Genomic DNA, 18,180 nt, shown 5'->3' with positions numbered 1-18,180 from the left:
GGAAATTACTTAACAGCCATACCTGCTTGCGCACCGCTATCCGGGCTCAACAGGAAGATATCTTTTCCGCCAGGACCTGCTGCCATTACCATCCCTTCGGAGATGCCAAAGCGCATTTTACGCGGTGCCAGGTTTGCCACCATTACAGTCAAACGGCCTTCCAACGCTGCTGGGTCAGGGTAGGCTGAACGGATACCTGAGAACACGTTACGTTTCTCACCGCCAAGATCCAGCGTCAGGCGCAGCAGTTTGTCAGAGCCTTCAACAAATTCCGCTTTTTCAATCAGCGCAACACGCATATCGACTTTAGCGAAATCATCAAAAGTGATGGTTTCCTGAATCGGGTCGTCAGCCAGCGGGCCAGTTACTGGAGCAGCCGCAGCTTTCACTTCTTCTTTCGATGCTTCAACCAGCGATTCAACCTGTTTCATTTCAATGCGGTTATACAGCGCTTTGAAAGTATTCACTTTATGATTCAGCAGCGGTGTATTGATGCTGTCCCAGGTTAGTTCACAATTCAGGAAGTCTTCAACACGTTCGGAAAGCGTAGGCAGCACGGGTTTCAGCCAGGTCATCAGCACGCGGAACAAGTTAATGCCCATGGTGCAGATAGCTTGCAGGTCTGCATCACGGCCTTCTTGTTTTGCCACAACCCATGGAGCTTGTTCATCGACATAGCGGTTTGCCACGTCAGCCAGTGCCATAATCTCACGCACGGCACGACCGAACTCGCGGCTTTCCCAGGCTTCGCCAATAGTTTGCGCTGCATCGGTGAAGGTTTTGTACAGTGCCGGGTCAGCAATTTCAGCAGAAAGCTGGCCATCAAAACGCTTAGCAATAAAGCCCGCGTTACGGGAAGCCAGGTTCACAACTTTGTTGACGATGTCACTGTTCACGCGCTGCACGAAATCTTCCAGATTCAGGTCGATATCGTCGATACGTGAAGATAGTTTCGCGGTGTAGTAATAACGCAGGCTGTCGGCGTCAAAATGGTTCAACCAGGTACTGGCTTTAATAAACGTACCGCGAGATTTGGACATCTTCGCGCCGTTTACTGTCACATAACCGTGAACAAACAGGTTGGTTGGCTTACGGAAACCGCTCCCTTCTAGCATGGCTGGCCAGAACAGGCTGTGGAAGTAAACGATGTCTTTACCAATGAAGTGATACAGCTCGGTGGTAGAATCTTGCTTCCAGTATTCGTCAAAACTTTCAGTGTCGCCGCGTTTGTCGCACAGGTTTTTGAATGAACCCATATAACCGATTGGCGCATCCAGCCAGACGTAGAAATATTTGCCCGGTGCATCAGGGATTTCGAAGCCGAAGTATGGTGCATCGCGGGAAATATCCCACTGTTGCAGGCCAGATTCGAACCACTCCTGCATTTTGTTTGCCACTTGCTCTTGCAGTGCGCCAGAACGTGTCCAGGCTTGCAGCATTGCGCTAAACGATGGCAAATCAAAGAAGAAGTGCTCTGAGTCACGCATCACAGGCGTTGCGCCAGAAACCACAGATTGCGGGTTAATCAGCTCGGTTGGGCTGTAAGTCGCGCCACATACTTCGCAGTTATCGCCGTATTGGTCTGGTGCTTTACATTTCGGGCAGGTGCCTTTAACGAAACGGTCCGGCAGGAACATGCCTTTTTCCGGATCGTAAAGCTGAGAAATAGTGCGATTTTTAATAAAACCGTTCTCTTTCAGACGGCCATAAATCAGCTCCGCCAGCTCGCGATTTTCGTCGCTGTGCGTGGAGTGATAGTTATCGTAGCTGATATTAAAACCAGCAAAATCAGTCTGATGCTCTTGACTCATTTCGGCAATCATCTGCTCTGGCGTAATACCTAACTGCTGTGCTTTCAGCATGATAGGGGTGCCGTGTGCATCGTCTGCGCAGATGAAGTTGACCATATTGCCGCGCATTCGTTGGTAACGGACCCAGACGTCAGCCTGAATATGCTCCAGCATATGACCAAGGTGGATTGAGCCGTTTGCGTACGGCAATGCGCACGTTACCAATAATTTCTTCGCGGTTTGAGCCATAGTAGGAATTGCATCTTCTAAAGATAAAAGGGCTTTAGATGTTAACTGAGTGCCGCCTCGGGGTAAACCACACAAGGTGCACAAGGAAATTTTATTGCACATCATGGCTTCTGGTATGCTTAACAAACTGCAATGTCCTACAAAAAAATAAGGAGTCGGGATGAACTCTCAATCCCAGGCAAGCAAATCCCCCGAGCAGCTACGCGCTATGGTCGCCGGGACACTGGCCAATTTTCAGCACCCAACCCTCAAGCATAATCTGACGGCACTAAAAGCACTGCATCATGTCGCGATGTTAGACGACACGCTACATGTTGAATTGTTGATGCCATTCGTCTGGCGCAGTGGTTTTGAAGCGCTGCAAGAGCAATGCAGCTCGGATTTGCTGCGTATCACCGGGGCGAGTGCGGTTGACTGGAAACTCAGCCACAATATTGCCACCTTAAAACGTGTGAAAAACCACCCCGGCATTAGCGGCGTGAAGAACATTATTGCGGTGACCTCCGGTAAAGGCGGCGTTGGCAAGTCGAGCACGGCGGTGAACCTGGCACTGGCGCTAATTGCCGAAGGAGCGAAAGTCGGCATTCTGGATGCAGATATCTACGGCCCGTCGATCCCAACCATGTTGGGTGCCGAACACGAACGCCCGACGTCACCGGACGGCACGCACATGACGCCAATTATGGCGCATGGCCTGGCAACCAATTCTATTGGTTACCTGGTGACGGATGAAAACGCCATGGTGTGGCGTGGCCCAATGGCCAGCAAAGCGCTGATGCAAATGCTGCAAGAAACCATGTGGCCAGATCTGGATTATCTGGTGCTGGATATGCCGCCAGGTACTGGTGATATTCAGCTGACGCTGGCGCAAAATATTCCGGTAACGGGTGCTGTGGTCGTAACAACGCCACAAGATATTGCGCTGATTGATGCACGCAAAGGCATTGTGATGTTTGAGAAAGTGGATGTGCCAGTTTTGGGCATCGTTGAAAACATGAGCATGCATATTTGCAGCAACTGCGGTCATCACGAACCGATTTTTGGCACCGGTGGCGCACAGAAACTGGCGGATCAATACCATACGAAACTATTGGGCCAGATGCCGTTGCATATCACGTTGCGTGAAGATCTCGACGCCGGTAAACCGACAGTTATCAACCGCCCGGAAAGCGAATTTACAGCGATTTATCGTCAACTGGCGGGAAGCGTTGCAGCACAGCTTTACTGGGAAGGTGAAGTGATCCCGGCAGATATCGCCTTCAGAGCAGTTTGATAGTCATGGCGGGTGAGCAAATGCCTACCCGCCAAACATTTAAACCGTAAAATGCATCAAAAAATACTCGTCATCCTCGCTATAACTCTGTCTTTTCCTGCTATCCAAATTTGTTCATCTTATAAATACAGGGCTTCAAAAGCTCGAATACGCAAAATGAGTGGCTCCATCCTGAATAAACCCTGTAATTGTGGGTACTAAATCAAAAATTATTGAATCCCTTCAAAGAAAGTTATTTCGCATCATTGTATGCTCCGCCGCTTTTATACCTGACCCCGGCGAGCGCCAAATATGTACGAATTTAACCTGGTGTTACTGCTACTTCAGCAGATGTGTGTCTACCTGGTTATCGCCTGGTTGATGAGTAAAACGCGGCTGTTTATTCCGCTAATGCAGGTCACGGTACGTTTACCCCACAAGTTACTTTGCTACGTCACTTTTTCCATCTTCTGCATTATGGGCACCTATTTTGGCCTGCACATTGACGACTCTATCGCTAACACACGAGCAATTGGGGCGGTAATGGGCGGGTTGCTCGGCGGGCCGCTGGTTGGTGGGCTGGTCGGGTTAACCGGCGGTTTGCACCGTTATTCAATGGGTGGTATGACCGCGCTGAGTTGCATGTTTTCAACCATTGTTGAAGGGTTGTTGGGCGGGCTGTTACACCGTTTATTGATTCGCCGTGGGCGCAGCGATTTGCTGTTTAATCCGCTGACAGCGGGCGGTATTACACTGGTTGCCGAAATCTGCCAGATGGGCATCATTCTGCTAATTGCCCGCCCGTTTGCCGACGCGCTACATCTGGTGAAAAGCATTGCCGCACCGATGGTGGTTACTAACACTGTGGGTGCTGCATTATTCATGCGCATTCTGCTCGATAAGCGCGCGATGCTTGAGAAATACACCTCCGCATTCTCTGCCACTGCGCTGAAAGTTGCCGCCTCCACCGAAGGGATTTTGCGCCAGGGTTTTAACCAGGAGAACAGCATGAAAGTGGCGCAGGTGCTGCATCAGGAGTTGGATATCGGCGCAGTCGCGATTACTGATAATGAAAAACTGCTGGCGTTTACCGGCATTGGTGCAGACCACCATTTGCCGGGGCGGCCTATCTCTTCTGGCTACACCTGGCAGGCGATTGAACGCGGCGAAGTGGTTTATGCCGATGGTAACGAAGTGCCATATCGTTGTTCGTTGCATCCGAATTGTAAGCTCGGTTCAACGCTGGTTATCCCGCTATACGGTGAAAATAGCCGCGTCATCGGCACCATCAAATTATATGAAGCAAAAAACCGCCTTTTCAGTTCGATTAACCGCACATTGGGCGAAGGTATCGCACAGTTGTTATCCGCGCAGATTCTGGCGGGCCAGTACGAGCGGCAAAAACAGATGCTAACGCAGTCGGAAATCAAACTGCTGCATGCGCAGGTGAACCCACATTTTCTGTTTAATGCCTTGAACACGCTGGTGGCGGTTATCCGCCGCGATAACGAACAGGCGTGTCAACTGGTGCAATATCTTTCAACGTTCTTCCGTAAAAACTTGAAGCGCCCCAGTGAAATAGTGACGCTTGCCGACGAAATCGAACATGTGAATGCTTATCTACAAATAGAACAGGCGCGTTTTCAGACACGTCTGCGCGTCCAGTTGAACATTCCGCAGGCGCTGGCGCAGGTTCGGCTGCCGGCTTTCACTTTGCAACCTATCGTCGAAAACGCCATTAAACATGGGACTTCACAGTTGCTCGGCGTGGGTGAAATTACTGTGAATGCCTACCAGCAAGATGGGCATCTGCATCTTTCCATCGAGGATAACGCGGGTTTGTACCAGGAAAACACCAGTGCCAGCGGGCTGGGTATGAGTCTGGTAGATAAACGCCTGCGCGCCCGTTATGGCGACGATTGCGGCATTAAAGTGGATTTTGAGAGCGACAGATTTACCCGTATTACCCTACGTTTACCACTGGAGGAAACCCCATGTTAAAAGTGCTGATTGTCGATGACGAGCCGCTGGCGCGTGAAAATCTGCGAATAATGCTGCAAAGCGAGCCTGATCTTTCGATCGTAGGGGAGTGTGGTAATGCGGTGGAAGCGATTGGCGCCGTGCATCGTTTGCACCCGGATGTGGTTTTCCTGGATATCCAGATGCCGCGTATCAGTGGGCTTGAAATGGCGAGCATGCTTGATCCTGAACAACGGCCCTACATTGTGTTTCTCACGGCATTTGACGAATACGCGGTGCAGGCCTTTGAAGAACATGCTTTCGACTATTTGCTCAAGCCAATCGACAGTAAAAGGTTGGAGAAAACCTTGCACCGCCTACGCCATGAGCGTGTCGACCAGGATATGACTCTGCTGACGCCGAACCAGGAAGATCTCAAATTTATTCCCTGTACCGGTCAGAGTCGTATCTATCTGCTGCAAATGAATGATGTGATGTTTGCCAGCAGCCGGATGAGCGGCGTGTATGTTACCAACGCGCAGGGAGCTGAAGGTTTTACCGAGCTTACGTTACGCACGCTGGAAAGCCGCACACCATTAGTGCGCTGTCATCGGCAATACCTGGTGAATATGGCGCATCTCAAAGAGATCCGCTTTGAAGAGGGCGGGCAAGCTGAATTGATGTTGCGCGACGGGCAATCTGTTCCAGTCAGCCGCCGTTATCTAAAAAGTCTGAAAGAGGCGTTGGGGCTTAAAGCTGTGTAGTATTTATGTCATTACTGCCACATCCCTATATACTGCCCGCTTTCAAGATTTGGAACGAGAGAATCACCACTATGATGAATAACGATGTATTACGCAGCGTGCGCTACATGCTGAATTTGGGTAACGACGATATGGTGAAAATTTTCGCCCTGACCGACACGGCCGTTACCCCAGAGCAAATTGTTTCCTGGACTAAAAAAGAAGACGAAGATAACTTCAAACTTTGCCCTGACATCCTGATGGCAAACTTCCTTAACGGCCTGATTTACTTCAAGCGTGGCAAGGATGAAAGCAAACCAGCACCAAAAATTGAACGCAAGATGACCAATAACATCATCCTGAAAAAACTGCGTATTGCGTTTGATTTGAAAACTGATGATGTGCTGGAAATTTTGACAAGCCAGGAATTCCGCATCTCAATGCCAGAAATTACCGCGATGATGCGTGCACCAGAGAACAAGAACTTCCGCGAATGTGGTGACCAGTTCCTGCGTTACTTCCTGCGTGGGTTAACGGCACGCGTTCACGTTGCGAAAAAGTAATACCCATCATCTTTCGAGTTGCAGGGGTGTTGGCTACACTCACTTACCCGAATCCCTTACCTTAGTAAGCTCATCGGGATAAGCTCCCTTGCCGCCTACCTGCAACTCGAATGCTAATGGGTATATTTATTGAAGGGCGGATAAGCGCAACGCGCAGCCCGCCAAAAATTAACCCCGCGCTTCGTTTTTCATCTTCACAATATCAGCCATCACTGCCAGGGCAATTTCTGCGGGTGTTTTGCTGCCTAATGGCAAGCCGATAGGCGCGTGAATGCGTTCAAGCTGAGCTGGGTTTAATTCCGCAATCTTCTGCAAACGCTCCAGTCTTCGCGCACTGTTCTTCTGCGACCCCATCACTCCAATATAAAACGCAGGCGTATTTACCGCCTCCATCATCGTCAGGTCATCCATGCGCGGATCGTGCGTCAGTGCGACAATTGCCGTGTTGGCGTGGCACGCGTATTGTTCAAGGTAGTTCGCGGGGAATTGCTTGAGCAGCGTAATGTCTGATTTAAGGGAAGTAGCGAAATTCTCTAACGCGTCCGGGCGATTTTCACAAACCAACACTTCAAAACCCAATGAACTTGCAAAATCGGCGCAGTACAACGCGACGCTCGACAGCCCGGCAATCAGCAAGCGAGGTGCTGCGGCAACGTGCACCGTCACCTGTTGTCCGTTACGTTCGACTTGGGTTATATCGGCAAACTCAGTGACTTCAAGATGGCGGCACGGTTCGGGAAGCGTGAGGCATTTTTGCAACGCAAAATGACCATTCAATGCATCCGCCATTTTTTCGAGATACTGCACATTACCGGTTGTGACAGGCAGATATTCAACCAGAATATCCAGAACGCCACCGCAGGGCAGCGCGATACCCGGTTCCAGGCCGCCTTCACCATAACGCACAATCTGGCTGGCTTGCTGGTACTCACCCTGTGCAATTCGCTGCAAAAAATCCTCTTCTACACAGCCGCCTGAAAGCGAGCCACAAAAGCGCCGGTCTGCAGTAGCAGCCATCAAGGCACCGGGTGAACGGGGCGAAGAACCAAAAGTATTTAACACCGTACATAACCAGACCGGTTGTTGAACAAGCCACTCACGCGCCTGGCTTATCACACTGATATCAAGATGCTGCATGATTATTTCCACTCCGTTGAGCCAGTTGCAACGGGAGGTCGATGTCACGCTGAGAATCGGCATCATTCACATCAATAAAATGTACCGCTTCACCGCGCAGCAATTCACGCGCGCCGTTATCACCCGATAGCAGGCAAAGTTTTTCGTAGTGACTGCGGGCGAAGCCTACGGGGTGACCCGGTTGTTGGTTAGCGCAAGGCCGCACCAGCTCGTGGGTTTCAAGTGCATCAGCAACCTGTACAAATAACTCAGGGGGAACAAAAGGCATATCAGCCAGATGAATTAGCCAGCCATGCCAGTGCTGGGTTGCGCAAACCCCTGCGGCGATAGACTCGCCCAGACCGGCACTATCAATAAGCGTAAAAGGAATCTGTTGTTCAAGGCACAGCTGTTGAACCTGAGTATTCTCTGGGCGAGTGACAACATGAACGGTCAGACCTGATGCCTGCGCATGACGCAGCGTTTGCGCAAAAACACTGCCGTCAGTGAGCTGAGCATTGAGTTTATTACCTTGCCCACCTGCTTTTCTGAAGCGTTCAGCTCGCCCTGCGGCGGCGATGATAATGCCCGGCTTCATGCTCAAGATTGATACCTCAATGCTTTTTTGTTGCGTTACAACAGCACTAATTTGCGCAACAATGTTTTTTTTATGAAAATGAGATGTTAATTCTCACATGATTTAGCTTAAATGCATATACTTATAATCACTACGGAGATGTAATTAAATGCGCTCAAGTAGTTCAAAAAAAAGACAATAAAAATTTAAATGGGATGTTTTATGAGCAATTTTAATCCATCACGGCGTCGTTTTATTAAAAGCGCTGTAGTAGCAGGGGTTGCAGTTTATCTTGCCCCGCTTTATAGCCGCGCCTATGCCGCATTATTTGAAGAAAAGATCCTTCTTGCCCCGAACTGGGATGCTAAAAATAAACGCATCCGTTTCAGAATCGACGGGCAGTCGAAAGTGATGGGACATAAAGTCTTCGCGCGCGATATTCGCGCAGTAGACATGCCGCATTGGCCGCAGAAACAGGCGCACGCCTTTATTTTGCGTACCACCAAAGCTGACCGGTTGTTTAGCGGAATCGATCTCACTTTGCTCGGCGACGATCTGCAACCTGACCGTCTTGTCACCGCTGAAGATTTGGCGCGAGATGGCCTGGCATTCCCGGCATTTTATGGCGAAGACATGCTGTTGCCAACCGGCAAAACTCCGGCGTATCTTGGCCAGGCCGTGGCCATTCTGGTTTACCACGACTTTGCCCGTTTCCGTTTTGCCAAAGACAAGCTGAAATTCAAAGATGAAGTTATCCAGTACGGTGCCGAAACCGGGCCGCTAGAACGCGACCCGTGGGGAACCTTCCGTTTCGTGCGCGTGGGCGGTGCGACTTCACAAGATGATGACCACTTCTCCAGCCTGAAAGACATGCCTATCTTCCCGGTCTCGATGAGGAAACATCTGCCGGTTTGGCCGCAAGGGCGCGAAGGCGGCAAGCTTGATGAAGAGGGAATGTACTACGCCGGCCAAATCTCTGATGAACTGAAGAACCCGCCAGAAGACTGGCTGGTCCTGCAACGTCGCTACACCACGCAATCAATCGACACCGCAGCACTTGAGCCCGATAACGCCAACGGCTGGTACGACGAAACAACCCAAACGTTACATCTTGTGATACCCACTCAGTCACCGCAGGAAGTCGCTGACGAGATGCCGCGCATGCTGGCAAAACGTACCCAACCGGTAAAACAGCTGATACTGCATCCGTGTTACACCGTGGGTTACGGTTCCAAAGATCACTATAACTTCCCTTATTACGGTGCGGTGGCGGCAATGTATGGTGACGGACATCCGGTGCGCCTTGCCAACGACCGTTACGAACAGTTCCAGAGTTCACTCAAACGCCACGCGTTTGACATGGATTACACCATCGCGGTGAATAAAAAGACCGGCATCCTGCAATCATTCTTCGGTGAGATGACTGCTAATGGCGGTGGGCGCAGCAACTTTACTCCGTCCGTGTCGATGGTTGGCGCGACGGCGGCACAATCCATTTATTACTTCCCGAAAAGTGATTTGTCGGCAGTGGGTGTGGCTTCTCGCGCCATCGATGCCGGTTCGGCTCGCGGCTATGGCACGCTGCAAAGTATGGCTGCTACGGAAATGATGGTCGATGAAATCGCTGCGACCTTAAATATTGATCCGATTGAATTCCGTATGCGAAACGCACTGAAGTCTGGAATGAAAAACACCCAAGGTGCGATTCCTGCTGGGGCGATTCGCGTCGATGAAGTGCTGGCGAAAGCTGCGAAAAACGAAATCTGGCTTAAACGTGCAGAACGCAAAGCTGAATTTGAAATGAAAAACCCAGGCAAACGCTATGGCGTGGGCTTTGGTTGTGTGCAAAAAGACTTTGGTACTGGCGCGGAAACCTCGTTTGCCCGTGTGGAAGTCAGTGCCGATGGGCGCATTACTTTGCACCATAGCGGTGCGGAAATGGGCACCGGTATGTCGACATCACAATCTGTACTTTGCGCACAATGGCTGGGTAAACCGGCGGACGAAGCGCATTTCTCAATCACTGACTGGTCTGCGCTTCCGATTGTCACCAGTGGCGACCCGTACATTATGTCGCAAGAAGAACAAGATAAACTGGCTGCAAACCCAGCCTGGTCACCGTCTTACTGCTCGCCATCCAGCGCCAGTAACTCCGCCTATTACTTCTCGCACAGCACGCGTGAAGCGGCGCGATTAGTGTTTGAACAAGGTTTATGGCCTGCAGCGATGGCTATCTGGACTACCGGCATTGGTGGCGGCCAGGCGGCTCCATTAGTGGTGCGCATTGAAGATGCCCGTTGGGTAGAAGGGGGGTTAACCGCCGCCGGAATGGAAGTTTTAGACCTCAAACTGTTGGCGAAAAAAGCCCATGAAATGGGGCTGATGACGGGTGCCGTGGTTCACGTCTTTAACCGCTGGCAGTGGGCAGAAGCCGATTTCACCCTTAATCAACAAAGTAAGCGCCTACCGATTGATGGCCTGGCGGTACGCTACGGTGATGGTGAGTTCGCAACACTGGCTCGCGCTCATGTTTATTACCCTCCAACACAGCGAAACAATGCTGCGGTGACGTACTACAGTGCCGTCGGTACGCTGGCAGAAGTGGCAGTAAGCCTTGCCACTGGTGAAGTTGAACTGCTCAACCATCACTCCATTATGGAGTGCGGTAACTTAATCGTGCCGGAGTTGGTTTCCGGGCAGTTGCAAGGTGGGCTGGCAATGGGTATCGGCCACGCGCTACACGAATATTTACCTCTTTATGAAGACGGACCAGGTAACGGGACATGGAACTTCAACCGTTACCACTTGCCGCGGGCAAGCGATGTTGCGGTCTGGAAACAGACCGGCGATGTGCTGCCAGCACTTTCGGAAACCGACCCACCAAAAGGTATGGCTGAAGTCGTGATGATCCCGGTTGTCGCCGCTCTGGTTAACGCCATCGCCGATGCAACCGGCCACCGTTTCCGTGATTTGCCCGTCCGTGCTGAAAATATTCGTGAGGTATTACCATGAGCATCAAAACTAAACCAATGAGCCTGACCATCAACAACAAATCGTACGGCCCGATTGACGTGCCAGAAGGGTTGATGATGATCGATTTCCTACACGAATATGTCTATCTGACCGGTTCACGTCTGGGCTGCGGACAAGGCATTTGCCACGCCTGTGTTGCGATTGTCGATAACTCAAGCGGCACCAGCGAAGAAGTGCGTACCTGCATTACCGGCGCTCATTTCTTTAACGGTAAAAAAGTGCGTACCGTTGAAGGCCATGCCAAAGTCGATGAACAAGGCGAGGTCGTCGAACTGTCGCCAATTCAGCAATCATTCCTTGATCACTACAGCTTCCAGTGCGGCTACTGCACGCCAGGCTTCGTCAACGCGGCGACCATTTTTGTTGAAAAACTTAAACGTGAGCCTATCGACCGTGAAGATCTGGAAGGTGCAATTTCTCATGCGCTGGAAAATCACATCTGTCGCTGCACGGGCTATGTGCGTTACTACGAAGCGGTGCGTGACGTGGTGCTGAAAACACCGGGGCTGGTGAAGGAGGCGGTGAAATGAAAAAGCGTCTTGCGCTAATTGTGCTGGCAATCGTCGTCATTATTGTAGCGATTTTGTACTGGCGGGAATATCGCACCTATGATGGCCCGGTGCAAAAAGTGACTGCCAGTAAAGAGCAAATCGAGCGCGGGAGTTACCTGGCCAAAGCTGCTGACTGTGCGGCTTGCCACACAGCCTCTGGCGGTGCTCCACTGGCGGGTGGATATCCTCTGGAATCCCCTTACGGCACGATTTACGGCAGCAATCTGACACCCTCTGCTGACTATGGGATTGGGCGCTGGACGAAGGATGATTTCTACAAAGCATTGACCGAAGGTGTTACGCCAACCGGGCGTCACCTGTTCCCGGCAATGCCGTACACCTCGTATAAAAATATCTCTCGCCAGGATTCAGACGATATTTATGCTTATCTGATGACGCGCCCCGTGGTGAATGTTGCGACGCCAGATAACGAGATGAGCTTCCCATTCAACCAACGTATCGCACTGATTGGCTGGAATATTATGTTTCACAGCAAAGATCCGCTTCCGGCGATTTCAACTGGCGATTCAGCTGACTGGCATCGTGGGCGTTATCTGGCAGATGTGCTTGGGCATTGTGGCGAATGCCATACCGAGCGCGGGTTACTGGGCCAGATGAAGCTGGATAAAGCAATGCAGGGTGGGGAATTAGGACGTTTTATGGCTCCTGATATAACACCTAAAGCGTTAGCGCAACGTGGCTGGACTCCGCAGGATGTGAAGCAATTCCTTACAACAGGTTTTGCACCACAGGGCAGCGCATTTAGCGAAATGCATATGGTGGTGGATTTGAGTACCCAGCACTTGACGCCTGAAGACCAAAAAGCGATGGCGACATATCTGATGGGCGAAACGCCTCCGGCCGCAGTTCCCGCGCCAGTTGGTAAAGGTAGCGAAGCGGGGCGTATGACTTATCTGGATCAGTGTTCCGGTTGCCATGCGCGTGAAGGCGAAGGCAAACCGCACGTTGCCGTTTCGATGCTAAACAACGCCACCTTGCGCCAGCCAGACGCGAAAAACCTGATTGTCTCGGTGCTTGACGGCCTGCCTGCGCAGAATTTCCCGAACGGCGAAAGTATGCAAAGTATGCCTGGCTTTGGCGATCGTCTGAACGACGAACAAGTCGCTGAACTGGTGAACTACCTGCGTGTAACCTGGGGTGGATTACCGGGTGATGTGACCGCAGAGCAGGTGAAGGCATTACGCCCAGAGAAGTGATGTCCCAGGGCGGATGGCGCAAGCTTCCCCGCCCTGTTTTTAACTGCCTCAAACCACTCACCCCAGCTATCTAACCACTTAACTCCCCATTTGACCGCTCACTAAAACTCCTGCTTATTGATTACCAAACCCATGCCAGCATAGCGCTGAACTTTTTATCTATGGCTCTGGAGTGGGTTATGCAACACGCACTAACTTTTGTTATCGCGACTCTGTGTATTCTTGCCATCTGCTATCGCCTTTACGGGGTGTTCTTTGTCCGTAAAGTTCTGAATGCCGATGACTCAGAAATTACACCGTCGCATGTTCTTGAGGACGGCAAAGACTACGTCCCGACTAAAAAATGGGTTAACTTTGGCAGCCACTTTGCCGCAATTGCTGCCGCAGGCCCATTGGTTGGCCCGGTACTGGCGGCACAATACGGTTATCTGCCTAGCTTTTTATGGCTGTTGATTGGCTGTGTGGTAGGCGGTGCGGTACACGACACCGTAGTGCTGTTCGCATCCATGAAACACCGTGGTAAGTCACTTTCAGAAGTGGCAAAAGCGGAGCTCGGCCCTGTTGCTGGCTGGTGTACTGGTCTTGCGATGCTGTTCATCATCACCATCACCATGGCGGGTTTGTCGATGGTGGTGGTTCACGCGCTTGAACGTAACCCGTGGGGCACCTTTGCGGTCTTCATGACCATTCCTGTGGCGATTTGCGTCGGCCTGTGGGAGCGTTTTACCGGTAGTATGCGTGGTGCAACTTGGGTCGGTATTATCGTGATTTTTGCCTGCGTGATAATCGGTCCGTATATCCAGGAATCTTCATTTGGTGAATGGTTGAGCCTGCGTGCCTCCACGGTTAGCCTGGTGTTGCCGTTCTATGCATTCTTCGCAACGGCGCTGCCAGTCTGGATGTTGTTGACCCCGCGCGGCTATCTTTCCAGCTTTATGAAGATTGGCGTATTCGGTGCGCTGGTGGTTGGCGTGGTGTTCATCAACCCGGAAATCCAGTTCCCGGCGGTGACAGAGTTTATCCACGGTAATGGCCCTGTGCTGGCTGGCCCAGTTTGGCCGTTTATCTCTATCACCATTGCTTGTGGTGCAATTTCTGGTTTCCACGCCTTTATCGGTTCCGGCACAACGCCGAAGCAAATCGACAAATGGAACGATATTCTGCCGGTTGCTTTCGGTGCCATGCTTGCTGAATGTGTAGTCGGTGTGATGGCGTTGATCGCTGCAACCGCGCTGCATCCAGCGGATTACTTCGCCATTAACTCCTCACCTGAAGTGTTTGCAGGTCTGGGTATGAATGTTGTGAATTTACCGCAACTTAGCGAATCTATCGGCCTTGATCTTTATGGTCGTACCGGTGGGGCAGTGACGCTGGCAGTTGGTATGGCGGATATCTTTACCCGTATTCCGTGGTTCAGCCACCTGGCATCCTATTTCTTCCAGTTTGTGGTGATGTTTGAAGCGGTATTTATTCTGACTGCGGTGGATTCCGGTACTCGTGTTGCACGTTACTTGCTGCAAGATTTCCTTGGCGATATCTGGGCTCCGTTAAAACGCACTAACTGGATGCCGGGCGCAATTGGTTGCAGTATCGTGGCCTGCTTGCTGTGGGGTTATCTGCTGAATTCGGGCGACATCAACTCGGTGTGGGCATTGTTTGGTGTATCCAACCAGTTAATGGCATCCATCGGCCTGATGATTGGTGCGACTATCATTTTGCGCATGTCTGAAAAACGCTGGTATGTGCTGACTTGCCTGGTACCGCTGTCTTATCTGTACGTGACGGTGAACTACGCAGCTTACTGGATGGTAAAAAACGTCTACTTCAATAGCGCGGCGAAAGGTTTCAACATTTTCAACGGGACGATTTCGATTGTAATGGTGGCGCTGGGTCTGGTTATTATGATTGCGTCGATTCAACGCTGGTTTGTGCTGTGGCGTGCTCGCGGGAATGATGAGCCTATCGAATTACTTTCCTGATAACTACGCAGAAGGCTGGTCATCCCTGACCGGCCTTTTTTATTGGCAGGCCTTAATTTCGGCGTTAGTCAGATCTTTACGGCTGCAATCCAGTTCACGGCCAGATGGCCCCTTTGCCATGCTTGCTTTTTCAGCCGCTGAAAGGATTTCGCCGTGCGCGCGTTTCTTGCCAGTCCAGCTAACACTAGCACTGCCGTCTGGTGAAACAGCGATGGAAAGTGTCACACCCTGGCCGGTGGCTTCATAATAGTTGTCATTAATTATCTTCAGTTTCATCTCTTTACCATTCAGGTAAACAGGACCACCCGCATCAATATGCACGTCGCCCGGGGAACCAGCACCATTAAACAGTGGCAGTGCAGCACTAGCAGAAAAGGCAACCAAGCCCAGCACCAGTGCGATCGCTTTTAATTTGCTCATCATAAACTCTCTTATAGTTGAATAGCACTGCTTATTAATACCTTGTCGGTACTATAAGAAGTGGAATGTTTTCCAGGCGAGATAATGCTTTTGGGGAGAGATACTGATGTTGACATAAATCAATTTGCTGAATGTGTTACTTGGTAATTATTCCTAATAATTATTTCTAACAGGCGTAGCCCTTCAGATGACCTTTTTCAGCTTTCATTCGAAGTGAGGCGCGAGCCACGATCTATTTCAACCGTGGCTCTGGCTGTTATTCCTCAGCTACGGTTTTATTCACAGGCTGTTCAAGGATCATGGTTTGCGTCTGGCTCAGGCTAATTCCTTGCGCACGGAGCATTTTAAGAATCTCGTAGAGCAGATCGCTGCGGGTCGAACTCACCATACGCGGGCTGTTCACATAACCTGTCACGCTCAGCACAATCCCGGTCGGCCCCAGTTCTTTGAAGCTGACCGACGGTGATGGTGTTTCCAGAATAGATTCATGCAGGTTGTACGCTTCGAGCAGTAAATTGCGTACCTGTTCAGGGTCGATATCTAATGGGAACGTAAGCGCAATCGTCGCCACACCTTGCGCATTCCCCATCGTAGCGTTACGCACGTTTTGCGAGATTAGCTGCGAGTTCGGCACAATAACCGTCGATTTATCACCTAGTTGAATCTCAGTGGCGCGCACGTTGATGCGGCGAATATCACCTTCGACGCCGCTGATACTCACCAGGTCGCCCACTTTTACCGGCCGTTCAGTCAACAGAATCAAACCGGAGATAAAGTTCTTCACAATTTCCTGCAAGCCAAAACCGATACCGACCGACAAGGCGCTGACTATCCATGCCAGTTTGTCCCATTCAATGCCGAGCATCGACAGTGTCAACATGATAATCAGTACATAGCCAACGTTGGTGAACAGCGTTACAAGCGACGCGCGCAGGCCACGGTCCATCATGGTTTTTGGCAGGAATTCATTATCCAGCCAGCGGCGTGTGGAACGCAGCACATACCAGCCAATCACCAGACACAGCATCGCGTTAAGAGCATGTGCGGGGATGAATTTCATCTCCTCGAGGCCTTTTCCTCCCCACATCTCGGCAATTTTAGTCAGCAATTCCATCGGAGTGGTGGTGCCGAAAGTACCGTTAAGCAGCGCGACTGCCGCCATCACTAATAGAGACGTTTTCCCCACGGCTGAAAATAGCGTTGCGGCGAGTGACAAATGGCGGTCATTCAGGCTCAGCGTGCTTTTGAGGATTTTTCCGCTGTGAGTGGTGGGTGAGAATATTGCTTCGCATAAATCCACCACGAAATGAATCAGCAGATACAGGCTGCAAATCACCAGTCCTATCCACAGCAGTTCGAAGGTGACGAAGCGGGCTAACGGAATGTAACCAATTAGTAATGCCAGCAGGATAACGAAGGCCGTGAGGCTGATGACCAGGTGAATCAGACCTGCAACCGTTGAACGGGCCTCCGTGTGCTCACCGTCAGAAAGCATCTGACGGCGTATTCGGTTGACGCGAATCGGTGCAATCAGACAATTGAGCGCAACCAGTAAAGCCGCGAGTCCGTTGCCAAACAATGTGGCGTCTAAACTCGCACCTACCAGCGCGTTTAGCTGCTCAATAATGCCGAAGATAAAGATGAACGTGGCCAGCAAAATGGGGAACGAGCCCAGCGTTTTTGCCAGCGGATCGGCAATCCCTGGCAGACGCCAGGTAGGATGGCTATTAGAGAGCAAAGCAATACCAAGGCCAGCAATCACCGCTGAAAAATAAGTCAGCTCGATCAACTGTTCGGCGAATTCATTCACCCATTGCGAAGTATCGGGCAGGCGCGTGAAGGTAAAGCACAGCAACTGCACGCTGATACCCAGAGTTAGGGTGGTACTTAAAGTGGTGAAACAGGCGAGGAAGCTACGGCGAAAACGCCCTTGCGGCAACCAGCGAGGCAGAACCCAGTTCATGGGTTTATCCAGCCCATAGCGGCCAAACAGCCCAACCCCTAGCGCTAAAAGCAGATAGATACCGGTGCCCCAACGCCAGTCGTCACTCCAGGCTTGATTCCAGGCGTCGCTAACTTGTGTGCCAAATTCGCTAAAGCGTGCGGCATCGTTATCGTTGTGATCAAACACCGGTGACCAGAATTTCTCGCCAAGAATACTGCCAGTGTTCAGGGCGATTTGTGTTTTCAGCGCTTCACGACGTAACCCGTAAATTTGTGAAGACAGGTTCTGGGCGCCAATGGAAATGGCTTTGGTTTGTTCGATTTGCGTCGTAAGCAAGGCCTTACTGCTGTTCAACTGCTTACGCTGGCTGACAACTTGTGGGGTTTCCGCAAGTGTGCCCGGCGCCGGAGGTGGCCCAAGGACATCCAGTTGCGCCTGAACCTGGGTTAATTGCGGGGCCAGAGCGAGAGCAAGCTTATCGGCTTCAGTCACCAGTTTTTGAGAATCATCGTTAAGGCTGGTGAATTGCTTATCAGTTTTTGCTGTTGATACACGCTGCTTGAGTGAGTCCAGCCGCTTTTGCAGTGCAGGCAGAGCGGTAGTGGCATTCACCTTAGCGGGCTCTTCAGTGGCCGATTGCCCTGTAGGTTCATCCGCATGAGACAGTAAAGGTGTCATCATCAAGCAAGACAACAATGCCAGTAGTAGCGGCAATCTTAATAATTTTTGCATAGTCAGGATCTATCCTGGAAATCAATAAAGTAACGGCGTAAGAACAATATGCTA

13 protein-coding genes are annotated in these 18,180 nt (G+C 51.0%); 8 read left to right on the top strand and 5 right to left on the bottom strand.

Annotated features, from left to right (window positions below; all coding sequences use genetic code 11):
- Positions 1 to 5 precede the first annotated feature (5 nt).
- The gene (gene metG / locus FH968_RS12935) at positions 6 to 2,039 is read right to left on the bottom strand and encodes a methionine--tRNA ligase (RefSeq protein WP_139880131.1); all 2,034 of its coding nucleotides are present in this window, start codon (positions 2,037 to 2,039) and stop codon (positions 6 to 8) included.
- Between the two features lie 160 nt (positions 2,040 to 2,199).
- Here metG and apbC point away from each other — a divergent pair, with 160 nt between their 5' ends.
- The 4 genes from apbC (at position 2,200) to FH968_RS12915 (ending at position 6,556) form a co-directional block, all read left to right on the top strand.
- Positions 2,200 to 3,312, top strand: coding sequence for an iron-sulfur cluster carrier protein ApbC (apbC, locus tag FH968_RS12930; RefSeq protein WP_139880129.1), 1,113 nt, complete (start codon positions 2,200 to 2,202; stop codon positions 3,310 to 3,312).
- A 291-nt stretch (positions 3,313 to 3,603) separates the two neighbouring features.
- Positions 3,604 to 5,292 carry a sensor histidine kinase gene (locus FH968_RS12925; RefSeq protein ID WP_139880127.1) on the top strand — a complete coding sequence of 563 codons (1,689 nt, stop codon included), beginning with the start codon at positions 3,604 to 3,606 and terminating at the stop codon, positions 5,290 to 5,292.
- Entirely contained in the window at positions 5,286 to 6,014 is a 729-nt protein-coding gene (gene btsR, locus FH968_RS12920) for a two-component system response regulator BtsR (protein WP_139880125.1), read from the top strand. The genes FH968_RS12925 and btsR overlap by 7 nt, the downstream gene beginning before the upstream one ends.
- Before the next feature lie 71 nt (positions 6,015 to 6,085).
- Complete coding sequence (locus tag FH968_RS12915; RefSeq protein ID WP_139880123.1) at positions 6,086 to 6,556, top strand: DUF1456 family protein; 471 nt, start codon at positions 6,086 to 6,088, stop codon at positions 6,554 to 6,556.
- A gap of 168 nt (positions 6,557 to 6,724) precedes the next feature.
- Here the strand turns inward: FH968_RS12915 and FH968_RS12910 are convergent, their stop codons facing one another.
- On the bottom strand, positions 6,725 to 7,693 hold the full coding sequence (locus FH968_RS12910; RefSeq protein ID WP_139880121.1) for an XdhC family protein: 969 nt from the start codon (positions 7,691 to 7,693) through the stop codon (positions 6,725 to 6,727).
- A complete protein-coding gene (locus tag FH968_RS12905; protein WP_139880322.1) occupies positions 7,680 to 8,270 on the bottom strand; it encodes an NTP transferase domain-containing protein in 591 nt (196 codons plus the stop codon). Before FH968_RS12905 ends, FH968_RS12910 begins: the two co-directional genes overlap by 14 nt.
- Before the next feature lie 201 nt (positions 8,271 to 8,471).
- Here FH968_RS12905 and FH968_RS12900 point away from each other — a divergent pair, with 201 nt between their 5' ends.
- The 4 genes from FH968_RS12900 to FH968_RS12885 all read left to right on the top strand — a co-directional run bounded on the left by FH968_RS12900 (position 8,472) and on the right by FH968_RS12885 (position 15,029).
- Positions 8,472 to 11,261 carry a xanthine dehydrogenase family protein molybdopterin-binding subunit gene (locus tag FH968_RS12900; RefSeq protein WP_139880118.1) on the top strand — a complete coding sequence of 930 codons (2,790 nt, stop codon included), beginning with the start codon at positions 8,472 to 8,474 and terminating at the stop codon, positions 11,259 to 11,261.
- Positions 11,258 to 11,812, top strand: a complete 555-nt coding sequence (locus FH968_RS12895; RefSeq protein ID WP_139880116.1) for a (2Fe-2S)-binding protein — start codon at positions 11,258 to 11,260, stop codon at positions 11,810 to 11,812. Before FH968_RS12900 ends, FH968_RS12895 begins: the two co-directional genes overlap by 4 nt.
- The gene (locus FH968_RS12890; RefSeq protein WP_139880114.1) at positions 11,809 to 13,050 is read left to right on the top strand and encodes a cytochrome c; all 1,242 of its coding nucleotides are present in this window, start codon (positions 11,809 to 11,811) and stop codon (positions 13,048 to 13,050) included. Before FH968_RS12895 ends, FH968_RS12890 begins: the two co-directional genes overlap by 4 nt.
- A 179-nt stretch (positions 13,051 to 13,229) precedes the next feature.
- On the top strand, positions 13,230 to 15,029 hold the full coding sequence (locus FH968_RS12885) for a carbon starvation protein A (RefSeq protein WP_189389113.1): 1,800 nt from the start codon (positions 13,230 to 13,232) through the stop codon (positions 15,027 to 15,029).
- A 39-nt stretch (positions 15,030 to 15,068) separates the two neighbouring features.
- Here the strand turns inward: FH968_RS12885 and FH968_RS12880 are convergent, their stop codons facing one another.
- Both FH968_RS12880 and FH968_RS12875 read right to left on the bottom strand, forming a co-directional pair.
- Positions 15,069 to 15,452, bottom strand: coding sequence for a hypothetical protein (locus tag FH968_RS12880; RefSeq protein ID WP_223271319.1), 384 nt, complete (start codon positions 15,450 to 15,452; stop codon positions 15,069 to 15,071).
- A gap of 253 nt (positions 15,453 to 15,705) precedes the next feature.
- The gene (locus FH968_RS12875; protein WP_139880110.1) at positions 15,706 to 18,126 is read right to left on the bottom strand and encodes a DUF3772 domain-containing protein; all 2,421 of its coding nucleotides are present in this window, start codon (positions 18,124 to 18,126) and stop codon (positions 15,706 to 15,708) included.
- Between the last annotated feature and the right edge of the window lie 54 nt (positions 18,127 to 18,180).

It is taken from the genome of Buttiauxella sp. B2 (assembly GCF_006376615.1).
GTDB lineage: Bacteria > Pseudomonadota > Gammaproteobacteria > Enterobacterales > Enterobacteriaceae > Buttiauxella.
This window is presented reverse-complemented; position numbering and strand designations above follow the sequence as displayed.